The organism is Exiguobacterium marinum DSM 16307 (assembly GCF_000620845.1).
Lineage (GTDB): Bacteria > Bacillota > Bacilli > Exiguobacteriales > Exiguobacteriaceae > Exiguobacterium > Exiguobacterium marinum.
The window spans coordinates 2,505,768-2,518,155 of record NZ_KK211189.1 but is presented as its reverse complement, the minus strand read 5'-3'; the positions used below and the strand labels follow the sequence as shown (position 1 = coordinate 2,518,155).

The 12,388-nt window shown below is 48.2% G+C and carries 12 protein-coding genes; 10 read left to right on the top strand and 2 right to left on the bottom strand.

Annotation, left to right across the window (positions count from 1 at the left end; translation table 11 throughout):
- Positions 1-15 precede the first annotated feature (15 nt).
- The 10 genes from P400_RS0113235 to P400_RS0113185 all read left to right on the top strand — a co-directional run bounded on the left by P400_RS0113235 (position 16) and on the right by P400_RS0113185 (position 11,485).
- Positions 16-489 carry a PTS sugar transporter subunit IIA gene (locus P400_RS0113235; protein WP_026826661.1) on the top strand — a complete coding sequence of 158 codons (474 nt, stop codon included), beginning with the start codon at positions 16-18 and terminating at the stop codon, positions 487-489.
- Between the two features lie 100 nt (positions 490-589).
- Positions 590-2,137, top strand: a complete 1,548-nt coding sequence (locus P400_RS0113230) for a long-chain-fatty-acid--CoA ligase (RefSeq protein ID WP_026826660.1) — start codon at positions 590-592, stop codon at positions 2,135-2,137.
- Positions 2,138-2,227: 90 nt separating this feature from the next.
- A complete protein-coding gene (locus tag P400_RS0113225) occupies positions 2,228-2,530 on the top strand; it encodes a metal-sensitive transcriptional regulator (protein ID WP_026826659.1) in 303 nt (100 codons plus the stop codon).
- Between the two features lie 11 nt (positions 2,531-2,541).
- The gene (locus P400_RS0113220; protein WP_026826658.1) at positions 2,542-4,650 is read left to right on the top strand and encodes a heavy metal translocating P-type ATPase; all 2,109 of its coding nucleotides are present in this window, start codon (positions 2,542-2,544) and stop codon (positions 4,648-4,650) included.
- A complete protein-coding gene (copZ, locus tag P400_RS0113215; protein ID WP_015880952.1) occupies positions 4,647-4,853 on the top strand; it encodes a copper chaperone CopZ in 207 nt (68 codons plus the stop codon). Before P400_RS0113220 ends, copZ begins: the two co-directional genes overlap by 4 nt.
- Before the next feature lie 311 nt (positions 4,854-5,164).
- Positions 5,165-5,827, top strand: coding sequence for a response regulator transcription factor (locus P400_RS0113205; protein WP_026826657.1), 663 nt, complete (start codon positions 5,165-5,167; stop codon positions 5,825-5,827).
- Between the two features lie 26 nt (positions 5,828-5,853).
- A complete protein-coding gene (locus tag P400_RS0113200; RefSeq protein ID WP_235181860.1) occupies positions 5,854-7,194 on the top strand; it encodes a sensor histidine kinase in 1,341 nt (446 codons plus the stop codon).
- A gap of 127 nt (positions 7,195-7,321) precedes the next feature.
- On the top strand, positions 7,322-7,792 hold the full coding sequence (locus P400_RS0113195; RefSeq protein ID WP_026826655.1) for a competence protein ComK: 471 nt from the start codon (positions 7,322-7,324) through the stop codon (positions 7,790-7,792).
- An 86-nt stretch (positions 7,793-7,878) separates the two neighbouring features.
- Positions 7,879-10,947, top strand: a complete 3,069-nt coding sequence (locus P400_RS0113190; RefSeq protein ID WP_026826654.1) for an efflux RND transporter permease subunit — start codon at positions 7,879-7,881, stop codon at positions 10,945-10,947.
- Between the two features lie 127 nt (positions 10,948-11,074).
- A complete protein-coding gene (locus P400_RS0113185) occupies positions 11,075-11,485 on the top strand; it encodes a hypothetical protein (protein WP_026826653.1) in 411 nt (136 codons plus the stop codon).
- A gap of 28 nt (positions 11,486-11,513) precedes the next feature.
- Here P400_RS0113185 and P400_RS0113180 read toward each other — a convergent pair whose 3' ends face one another.
- Both P400_RS0113180 and P400_RS0113175 read right to left on the bottom strand, forming a co-directional pair.
- The gene (locus tag P400_RS0113180; RefSeq protein ID WP_026826652.1) at positions 11,514-11,903 is read right to left on the bottom strand and encodes a hypothetical protein; all 390 of its coding nucleotides are present in this window, start codon (positions 11,901-11,903) and stop codon (positions 11,514-11,516) included.
- A gap of 55 nt (positions 11,904-11,958) precedes the next feature.
- Positions 11,959-12,339, bottom strand: a complete 381-nt coding sequence (locus tag P400_RS0113175; protein WP_051545992.1) for a truncated hemoglobin — start codon at positions 12,337-12,339, stop codon at positions 11,959-11,961.
- Positions 12,340-12,388: the final 49 nt, after the last annotated feature.

Below are 12,388 nucleotides of genomic sequence, written 5' to 3'. Positions count from 1 at the left end.
ATAGGAGGAGTATGCATGTATCGGATGCTTAGTGAATGGATGGATGCGAGTCGTATGTGGGTGACGGAGCAAGCGACATTTGAACGAGCTGTCAAGGCGGTAGGTCTAGAGTTAGAACGAAAAGATATGGTCGATTCTTCATTTACACGGGTGATTCTCGATCAGGAGACGATTATTCCTTCCGGGGTGAGCGATGTCGCGATTCCGGTAGCTGTCATTGACGTGCCTCTCTCCATTTCAAAACGAGACGGCATTTCACTCCTTCACCTAATGAACCCGTGCGAAGTAAAGACGATCACCGGAGAAAAGATTCATGCAAAGGCCATTCTTTTGATTACGGCTACGAGTGAACCCCAAAAGCAGATGTATCATAAGTTGATTGATGATTTACTGATGGACGATGAGGCACTACAAGCGCTCGTTCATATCCAAAGTCGTGCCGGTATGTTTCATTTGCAGACGAACTTTTTGGAAGCGTTTTCTTATTGAAACATTTCATGTACAATAGAAGTAATTGAAAAGAGCGCGGACAACGTGCTCTTTTTTATGGCTCAAAAGTGAATCATCATTCATTTAAAGGGGGATTACCATGGCAAACTTAGTCAAGTCACTACAGGAAGTAGTGGACGCTCACCCGCAGAAAGCGGCGTATGTGTTTGGGGAAGACACGGTGAGTTACGGACAGTTTTATGGGCAAGTCAAGGCGATGGCGTCGACACTTGAACAAAAAGGAATCGGACAAGGGGATCATGTCGCTCTCGTCCTCGGCAATAGCCCTGCGTTCTTGATTACGTACTTCGCCGTGTTGTCACGTGGAGGGGTCGTCATTCCGATCAACCCTACATACACGCCGGATGAGATGGCTTACATTTTGCTCGATGGGGACGTAAAAGGGATTGTTGGGTTGTCGCCGCTCGTCGCACAGGCAGAAGCGACACTCTCGAAGTTGCCTGAATTGAAGATTGTCATCTCGGTGCCATATGCCGACGTTCCGGCATTGAAACGTGAAGGTGAGATTGAATTTATCCCATTTGCGGAATCGTTTGCTGCATCGGAAGGAACATTCGTCGAAGTGGATGAAGAGGAGGTCGCTGTCATTCTCTATACGAGTGGAACGACCGGAAAGCCGAAAGGGGCTCTTTTGACTCATCGAAATTTGTTCTCGAATGCGCATTCCATTGGAGAGTACTTGGACATCACGCCTGAAGATAAAGCGTTAGCGGCATTGCCGATGTTCCATGTCTTCTGTTTGACAGTTATCGTCAACGCGCCGCTTCTTCGTGGTGCGACGATTGTCATCTTACCGAAGTTCTCGCCACAAGACGTATTCGACTTAGTACCAAAGCACCGTGTGACATTATTTGCTGGCGTACCAACAATGTATAATTTCTTGCTGCAGACAGCGATGAAGGTACCAGCTTACACCTCTGCTCTAAAACATGTCCGCGTTTTCGTTTCAGGTGGAGCGAGTTTACCGGTTCAATTGCTCGAATCATTTGAGCAGATGTTCGAGTGTAAGATTCTAGAAGGGTATGGTCTGTCAGAGGCGTCACCGGTCACATGCTTCAATCCGCTCCACGGTGAACGAAAAGCTGGATCGATTGGACCTTCCATCGTTCATGTGGAAAACAAAGTCGTCGACGAGCTTGGGGAAGAAGTCGGCGTCGGTGAAGTCGGAGAATTGGTTGTACGAGGACCAAACGTCATGAAAGGATATTATAAGCTGCCGGAAGAGACGATGATGACGCTCCGAGATGGCTGGCTCTATACGGGAGACTTAGCGCGACGTGATGAGGATGGTTACTTCTATATCGTCGACCGTAAAAAGGATATGGTCATCGTCGGAGGCTATAACGTATACCCTCGAGAGGTAGAAGAAGTGTTGTATCAACATCCTGACATCGTTGAAGCGGCAGTGATTGGTGTGCCGGATGCCGAGCAAGGGGAAGCGGTGAAGGCGTTTGTCGTCACGAAACATGAAGGAGTGACGAAAGAAGATATTCGTGCTTACACCCAAACAAAATTGGCGAAATACAAACAACCGACTTACCTCGAAATCATTGAAGAACTTCCGCGAAATACGACCGGCAAGATTTTACGTACCGTCTTAAAGAGCGAAGCGTTTCAAAATAGTTGAGTAGAGAAGAGCGACCTAGTTCGCTCTTTTCTTATCTTCTCATTTGACACTATTACGGGGTAGGGGTATATTGGTGGTGAGGTGATCAACATGGATGAATTTTTGCATGACCAACCACTCGTTCCGCGTGATGACGCTGAACGTGAGGCACTCGGGAAACGTCTAAAACGAATTGAAGGACAAGTCCGGGGAATTCAAAAAATGGTGGAGAGCGATCGTTACTGTGTCGACATTTTGACACAGACATCCGCTATTCAAGCCGCTCTCAAGCAAGTCGAGATGCAACTGTTAGAGCGTCACATGCGCAAGTGTTTGGTTCACGCAAGCGAGACGGAAAACATGGAACCTTACATTGATGAATTGATGACGATTGTCAGCCGCATCAAAAAATAAGGAGGGATTTCATGAAAACCGTTGAGTTATCCATACAAGGTATGACTTGTGCGGCGTGTTCGGCTCGAATTGAAAAAGTGTTGAATAAGATGGACGGAGTCGAAGCGACGGTCAACCTTCCGCTTGAAACAGCCACGATTCGTGTCGATGAAGGGATTACGGAAGAAGAGCTGATTGCTCGAATCGAGAAGATTGGATACGGTGCTGAACCGAAAGTCGAGATGGCGCCCTCGCATGATTTACGTCCTTTACAACGTAAGGTCATCATCTCTGCGCTGTTGTCGGCACCACTTCTATTGGTGATGTTGACTCATATCCCGGGTCTCGGGTTCCAAGCCGACTGGTTGATGAGTCCCTGGTGGCAATTCGCCCTTGCGACACCTGTCCAGTTTTGGATTGGCGCACAGTTTTATCAAGGTGCGTATAAGAGTTTGAAGAGCGGATCGGCGAACATGGACGTGCTCGTCGCGACGGGGACGTCTGCCGCATACTTTTATTCCATCTTTGAAATGATTGTACACCCGATGAATCCACATCTTTATTTTGAAACAAGTGCAGTCCTCATCACGCTTGTCTTACTTGGGAAGTGGTTAGAAGGACGGGCGAAAGAGAAGACGACCGATGCGTTGAAATCACTCTTATCGCTTCAGGCGAAAGAGGCGATCCTCTTTGTCGATGGTGAAGAACGGTCTGTTGCCGTTGAACTCGTCAAAGTAGGAGACGTTCTCGTCGTGCGTCCGGGAGAGAAAATTCCGGTCGATGGACGAATCATTGATGGAGAGACAGTTATTGATGAATCGATGTTGACAGGAGAATCGATTCCAGCGGAGAAGACGGTCGACGCCGAAGTCGTCGGCGGGACGATCAATCAGTCCCATCGCATTCTCATGCGGGCGGAACGTGTCGGTAAAGAAACGATGCTCGCTCAAATTGTACGCGTCGTCGAGCAGGCGCAAACCGACAAGGCACCGATTCAACGGCAGGCCGACCGCATCTCCGGTGTGTTTGTGCCAGTCGTCGTAGCAATCAGTGTCGTCACGTTCGTAGTATGGGCGTTTCTCTTGAACGATATCGATACGGCGATTCGGGCGTCGATTGCTGTACTCGTCATTGCGTGTCCGTGTGCGCTCGGTTTGGCGACGCCGACATCCATCATGGTCGGGACGGGACGAGCGGCGGAACAAGGTGTCTTGTTTAAAGGTGGAGGGCAACTTGAATCGCTAAATGAAGCGAATATCGTTGTATTTGATAAGACTGGGACATTGACGAACGGAACGCCGGAAGTGGTCGAAACATTCGGAGACGAAGCGGTCCTCAAACGGGCTGTGATGGCAGAACGGCAATCGACGCATCCTTTGGCAGCTGCGATTGGTCGTGAAGCAGGCGATGGTGTCGTGACGAAAGTGGAAGAGTTAGCCGGACGAGGTGTCAAAGCGGTCGTTGATGGGATAGAACTCACCATCGGGTCTGTCCGAATGATGGAGGAACTCGGATACAAATTGCCGGATTGGTCGATGCGGGCGATGACCCCGGTCTATGTCGCGGATGAGAGCGGAATTGTCGCGGCGTTCGGACTACAAGATCAATTGAAGCCGAAAAGTCGTGATGTTGTGCAGGCACTCAGTCAAACCCGCAAGGTGTATGTTTTGACCGGAGACCGGAAAGAAGTCGCATATGCGATTGCCGACGAACTCGGCATACCGAATCGTCAAGTCATCGCCGAAGTACTTCCTGTCGAGAAGGCAGATCAGATCGAACAATTGAAGCAATCCGGTCGTGTGGCTATGGTAGGGGATGGCATGAACGATGCCCCTGCCCTTGCGGTGGCAGACGTCGGCATCGCATTCGGAAGTGGCACAGATGTCGCTCTCGAGGCGGCGGATGTTACAATTGTAGGGCAAGACATTGAAGGCGTGAGTCGGGCGATGAATATGAGCCGCTTGACGATGAAAAACATTCGTCAAAATCTGTTTTGGGCCCTCGCCTATAATAGTCTTGGCATACCGGTTGCGGCAGCTGGATTACTTGCCCCATGGATTGCCGGTGCAGCGATGGCGTTCAGTTCGGTATCTGTCGTCTTGAACGCATTAAGATTAAAAACTCAAGGAGGATCATCATGAAAGAAACAACTTTAACAGTAGAAGGAATGACATGTAATCACTGCAAAGCGGCAGTGGAGGGAGCATTGAATGAATTGAACGGTGTCGAATCAGCGACGGTATCGCTCCAAGAGCATCGGGTCGATGTGATTCACCAAGACTCTGTTTCACTTGAAGCGATGGTGGAAGCAGTCGAAGAACAAGGATATGACGTAAAAGCATAATCATGGTAAGTCCCGAGTGAAATCGGGACTTTTTTTGTGGTATTCAACGGATAAGATGTATGCTATATTTAAGTTGATAATGAGAATCGGTATCAACGGGAGGCGGATATCATGGAAATGATCATGATCAGTGGAGTATTGGCGTTGATTAGTGGGGGCGCAGCATTTTTGACGCAACAATTACGAACGAATTCAGTACGGTGAAGAAGGTGCGATTCCGTTGCCTTCTTTTTTCTTTGACTTCATTTCTTTCCCATCATTTCACGACAATTGTTTGATATGATGAGAAAAAACGTGTTGAGGTGACTTGAATGTATACAATCTACTTAGTCGACGATGAAGCAAACTTAAATAAAATGCTCGTCACGTATTTAGAACAGGAAGGATACAACGTGCGCTCGTTTGCGGACGGGATATCTGCACAAGAAGCGATTCCGGACCAACCGGATTTGTGGGTGCTTGATATCATGTTGCCGGACTTGGACGGGTTCCAATTGTTGAAACAAATCAAAGCTGTCAATGCGAATACGCCGACGATTTTCATCTCGGCGCGCGACGAGGATATCGACAAAATCATCGGACTCGAGATGGGTTCGGATGACTACATCGCCAAACCGTTCCTCCCGAGGGAGCTCGTCATTCGTGTCAAAAAATTGATTGACCGTGTCTACGGTTCGAAATCGAACGAGCATATCGAATACGGAGAATATACAATCTATCCGGATAAACGCCTTATCAAGCACGGAGACGAAGAGATTGATTTGACGTCAAAAGAGTTTGACTTACTTCTTTTATTCTTAGAATATCCCGGTTCGGCCTTGTCACGGGAACAGATTTTAGAAGGGGTTTGGGGGAATGACTATTTCGGGTCGGACCGCGTCGTCGATGACTTGGTGCGCCGTGTCCGGAAGAAATTACATCGTCTCGAGCTCGAAACACTTTACGGTATCGGTTACCGTCTCGTTAGACCATGATGGACGCGCTCAAGCCGAAGCGACTCATGTGGAAGATTTGGGTGCTCATCTTACTCATTATCGTGACGCTCGCGCTCATGATTTTGATTACGATCCGCTCATCTATCACTCAGTTTATCGATGAACAGGTATATGAGACGTTACGAGACGTGGACTACTATTTAGGCAATACGAACGAGTTAGAGAACTATCCCCAAAACCCGATCGAGTACGACCGGCGGCAACAGGAATCCCGTTCGGTCAACCAATTGATCTTTCTCCCGAACGGACGAATCATCTATGGGTCGGCGCCGCTTGAATTGACGAACCGCATGTACCAGGAAGCGTTGAATCAAAGTGGACAAGTCGAGCGGTATCAGACGACGATTGATGGGGAAGACGTCTATTACATCATTCGTCAAAATGAATATGATGGAACGATTGTGTATCAGGCCTCCTACGCCTGGGATGCCTATCGTCGGGAGCTGGTGTCGACGTTATATTGGCGAATATCGATTCTGATTGGCATCATCAGCCTGTTATCACTTATTCCGGCATTATGGATGTCACGTCAATTGACGAAACCGATTGTGGAGATGGAACGGGCCGTTGAGAAGATTTCAAATCGACAGTGGGAGACGGCTCTCCCGTTAGATCGTCAAGATGAGCTTGGCCAATTGGCCCATTCGATTGATGCCATGCGGAAAGAATTGAAAGAGCAAGACCTGGCACAACAGGCGTTGCTTCAAAACATATCACATGATTTAAAAACGCCAATTATGGTCATTCGTGGTTATGCCCAGTCAATTGGGGACGGCATCTATCCGACGGGGGACTTGAAAGGCTCTGCCGAGGTTATAGATGAGGAAGCATCTCGACTCGAAAAGAAAGTCGTCGATTTGTTATACGTCACGAAACTTGAATATTTCAAAGGGCAGGAGACAAAACTCGAACCAATCAATCTCGATAAGTTGATGGAACTACTTGTCGCGCGCTTTAAGCTAAGAGGTCAGCTCGACTGGGAAATCAATGGTGAAGGCGGCGAGATGCTTGGCGATGGTGAACAGATTCGGGTTGCGTTCGAGAACGTGCTCGACAATGCACTCCGCTATGCGGAATCATGCATCCGGATTGACCTACATCAAGATGATGTCGGTGTGGAAATCACCATCTTTAACGACGGACCACCGGTTGATGAGAGCTTGGATTTGTTCCATCAATTTTCTCGTGGGAAACAAGGGAAGTTCGGGCTAGGTTTGTTCATCGTGCAACGAATTGTGACACTTCACACAGGGGAGGTCTCCCTACGAAATACAGGAGACGGAACAGCAGTACGATTTTACTTTCCAAGACTCAAACCGAACCATCTATTAAAATCTGACGTTTGATTTTCAAAACCAGCCAAGAAACGGCTGGTTTTTTCATGGGAAATAGACGAAAGCCGATTTGCGGGACGGACAAAATCCTGGTATGAATGACATGTAAGTCATTACATACGTTATGGGGGATGAAAAGATGAGTAGATTGACCAATGAAACGAGAGCTTTAATTCCTGTATTTAACGAGTTTGGAGAAGCGGAGACACTTGTGTATCAACCTGAAGGTGTGATGCGAGTGAAAGGGTCACCAATCGACAATCTTGAACATGCGTGTTTGTACTACGGATCGAGCATTCAAGGTCGGATTGAAGCAGCTCGACATGTGCTCGGCCCGCATCGAAAGACACCTGTCGTGATGGATTGGCACGCGGACGCGGTTTTCTTTCCGACGATTGCAAAGGAAAGTCCAGATTGTGCATGGATCAATTTTCAGCACGTGACGGCCATCAAGAAAGACGGAAAACAGACGCTCATTCAATTTCTGACGGGCGAGTCGGTTAAAGTTCAAGTTTCCGACCATACGGTGTCGAGACAGAAACAACGGTCAATCGAATTATCGTACGCGTTTCAAAAACGTTTCCATGACAGCACATTGCAGCACGCTTAAGGATTGAATTCAATGAAGAACCCCTCTATGATGAAGAAGAGATATCATATGTGTATTTGCACATCTTCCGAAAGCGAGGGGTTTTTATGTTTTTTGAAAAAATGATTGAGCGAGGGAAACTAGTCATCGTGTTTCTTCTCGTCGCAATCGTTGTAGGTGTGCTGACGTTCTTCCAGCTGCCTAAGCGAGAGATTCCAGAAACGGGAATCAATATCGTGCTCGTTCAAACGCCATATCCTGGTGCAACAGCAGAAGCAGTTGAACGAAATGTTACCGGTGTATTAGAGGAAGAACTGCGTAGTCTAGAGGGTGTAGAGAATGTGACGTCGATCTCGGCTTCAGAGTTCTCAAACATCACGGTCGAATATGCGGACGGGACCGACCAAGCAGAGTTTCAGGCGAACGTCCGACAAGCCTTGTCGGATGCGACACCTAAACTTCCTGAGAACGCGCTCGCACCAACGGTCAATGACTCGCTCGGTCAGTTGCCGGTCGCATCGTACTTATTGACAGCAGATGATCGTTCATCATTCGAGGATGTACGATCAGACATCGAACAATTAGAATCGAAACTTCTTCGAACAGATGGCGTGACAGGAGTCACCATCAAGGGGTTACCAGAGCAGGAATACGTTGTGTCACTCGACTCTGAAGAGCTGAGTTCACGTCAGCTTGCCTTCCCGGATGTCTTGACGGCCATCAACGAAGAATACAAAACGACACCGCTCGGTCGTCAATCGACCGATGAAGGCATCTACCAACTAGCGATTGACAACTTGACGAATGTAGACGACATGGAGCAAGTGATCGTTGGGTCATTCAACGGAGAAGCGGTCTTACTAGAAGATGTCGGAACGGTCGAAGAGACAGCAGAAGGTGTAACCGATCTCGTTTCTGTAGACGGAAAGCCGGCTGTTTCGATTACAGTTCCGATTGAATCAGGGTTGGATATTCCGACGATGCAAGATCGTGTCAACGATGTGGTCGAGGATGGACTCGGTGATTTAGACGGGTTTGATCTCGTTCCATATTATGAGCAGGCGAAAGCGGTCGATGCAATCTTCTCTTCATTGACACGTGAATTCATTATCGCCATCATCGCCGTCATTGCCGTGACGACGATTGGTCTCACGTTCTCTGGCTCAATTATCGTCAGTCTGGCAATTCCGTTGTCATTTTTAATCGCCTTGATTCCATTACAGTTTACTGGGGTTGATTTAAACCAAATCTCGATTATCGGGGCAATCATCGCCTTGGGGATCTTGGTCGATGATGCGATTGTCGTCAACGACAATATTTTAAGGAGATATCGAAGCGGAGATTCTGCGATGGTCGGGGCGGTCCGTGGAACGAAAGAAGTATGGGGCTCGATTGTCACGTCAACACTTGCAGTTGTTTTCGCATTCCTCCCGCTCACTTTGCTGTCTGGAGCGAACGGAAACTTCATTCGTGCCTTACCGACTGTCCTTGCGCTCTCTGTTCTAGCATCGATGGTCATCAGTTTGACGCTCGTGCCGATTGCACAGTATCGCTTGAACCGTAAAGAAGTGAAAGTGTCGAAACGTGAACCGGGTTGGCTCGGTGGACCGCTCAACCGACTCAGTAATTTCTATGCCGACCGCCTCTTACCGAGTGTAGCGAAACGTCCATGGACGTTTGGGATTGTAGGATTTGTCATTACGACAGCTTTATATGGATTGATTTTACTCACGCCGTTCGAGTTCTTCCCGGCCGCAAACCGTCCAGAAGTCGTGACGAGTGTGACGTTCCCGGTACAAACGACTTTAGAAGAAACAGAAGCACGTCTTGAAGAAATCGAAGCGAGGTTCCAAGAGGAGGAAGGTGTCGTCGAGACATCCATCTTTGCGGGAGGTGGACTTCCTGGTCTATTCACGGGCGGACTCGATCAATCCGGTGAAAACTCAGGACAAGTCATCGTACGTGTCGATAATGATTCAATCGATGCTATCGAATTGATTGATCAATATACGAACGAGTTGCGTGAAGAATATCCTGATGCCGAAATCTTCTTAGACACGCAACAGCAAGGACCTCCTGCGTCGGCACCTGTCGAATTCACGATGCGAAGTGAAACGATTGATCAGCTCGTGGCTGCACGTGACCAAGTGAAGGCCGACTTGGAAGAAATTGATGGGGCGATTGTCCTCGATAATATTAAAGAACCGTTCCAAACACTCACATACGAATTGAATCGTGAGGAAATGGCACAGGCCGGCGTGACGGCCAAAACAATCAGTGACCAAATTCGTCTCGTCACAGACGGGGTTCCGATTGGTACATTCGATGACGGGGTGGAACAACGTGACGTGAAAATCGTCATCGATGCTGAGGCGAACCGCGAAGCACTCGCCCTTGACGAGATTTTAGTTCCTGTTGAAACAGAAGCAGGTCCACCCGTTGCTCCACTCAGCACGTTTGTGACGGAGACGACAACGGAACAAATTCAACAGATTCCTCGCGAGAACGGGGAACGTTCGGTCACACTCCAAATTTATGCGAGTGAGGGTATGGACGAGGATGCGTTCAAGCAAGATGTCGAGCAAGTGTTGGAAGATGCGAAGTCTGGGTTAGACGATGAAGGAATCACATTTGACCAGACCGGAGCGAGTGATACGCAAAATGAGTTCTTCTTAGAGCTTGCGACATTGTTTGTTGTCGTCCTGTTCTTGATTTACTTGATTATCGCATTCCAGTTCAACTCACTCTCACTACCATTACTCGTCTTGTTCACCATCTATCTCGCGATTGCTGGAGCGGTCGTCGGATTGTTCGTGACACAGACGCCATTCAGTTTCATGGCATCGATGGGGATGGTATCACTTGCGGGAATCGTTGTACGAAACGCGGTCGTCTTGTTCGAGTTTATCGAACAGCGTATTCGTGAAGGCTTACCGGTCACGACCGCTGTATACGAAGCAGGACGTGCTCGGATTCGTCCGATTCTCTTGACAGCGCTCACCGCAGTCGTCGCCCTTTTACCTGTCGCATTAGGTGACGATCCGCTCTTCAAACCGCTTGCGATCGGAATCGTGTCAGGGATTCTATTCTCGACTGTGTTAACCTTGGTGCTTGTCCCGGCTTATTACCTGATTTTGGCGAAACGTCGTCATAAGGACAAACCATTTACAGAATGATTTAGCTTGAAGATGTGATGCCGTATGGTGTCACATCTTTTTTTGAACCATTTGTCACATGTTTTGTGCGATGTTGTATGGGTATAATTAGAAGAGAGGTTTTGAACAGTATGGGAGGGAATTGAAGATGAACGATTCATATACTTGGCTCAATCGCCGCAAAGTACGACCAGCGTACAGTGTGACTGGGAGCCGCTCATGGTCAAGTGAGCGTGTCGTTAGACCCGATCGTGCACGTGGAAAGATGGTACGCGATGTAAAGCGAGTACGTCGTCCGTACGTGGACGAATACGGCAATCGGCGTTGGACGACGGGACGCGTGGTCGTGACGGATGCGTCTCGTAACGCTCGAGCGAACGGACACGGAGACACTGCCGTACAGTTAGAGTTCTCCACACCGACGCCATACGAACGTGTGAAAGAGATGATTCCTACGAAACGTGTACTCGTTCCGGTCGTTGCTGGACTCGCGGTCGTCGGTGGAATCGCCGGTGTCGCTTATGCGCTTCGTAAAAAGAAACGAAATAAGAAGAAATAAAAAAATCGCCGAAAATTCGGCGATTTTTTTATTTAAAGCGTTCAGCGAGGATGCGCTCGAGTTCACGTTGCCCGAGTTCACGCATTTCTTCTTCGTTCTCTTCATCGTATGCATCGTCCGAGAAGCGGCCGACAAATTCAACTTTGCCGTTTCCAAGTTCACGGAACACTAAGTTTTTGCGATCATTGTAAAAGACGACACGATATTCACGGCCATTTTCGTGGTCGTAGTTGAAGACGCCTTTGATGTGGTCCATGTTCTTCTCTTCCGGCTGTTTCTCATCATCGTCCTCATCCTCTTCAGCATCTGCTGCTTCGGCTGCTCCTTCAAGTGCATCGGCGAGGACTACCGTTTCTTCTTTTTCTTCCGTTTCCTCTTCTTCAGATGAAACGACTTCTTTTTTTTCTTCTTCTGTCATATGAAACGACCTCCTTTACTTACTTTCCTATCATACCCACTTTTTATAGTTGTGACTACTCAAAATGATGCGAGCAAACTCGAACAACATTCGAAGATGACATGATCAATCGTTGAAACAGCTGGCGCTTGATCGATTCCGGGGCATCTACGGTCTTGAGTGCTTGCTCCATGCAACCAAGCCAATGACCGGCGTGCGTCTCAGAAATCGGATGTTCATGATGAATCATAGCTAAATTCCCACCGCCACGGCGTTCTGAATATAATTTTGGACCACCGAGCAGCTGTGTTAAAAATTCAAATTGATGTTGTTTGACCCGGTCTTTGTCTTCAGGAAAGAGCGGCAGTAAAATCGGGTCGGCATAGACGAGGTCATAAAACGCGTCGACAAGTTGTTGAACACCGCGTTCGCCTCCAAATTGTTCATAAGCACTCACAGATATTCCCCCTCATACGTTCAGTCTAATCGATTTCGGACAAAAATGG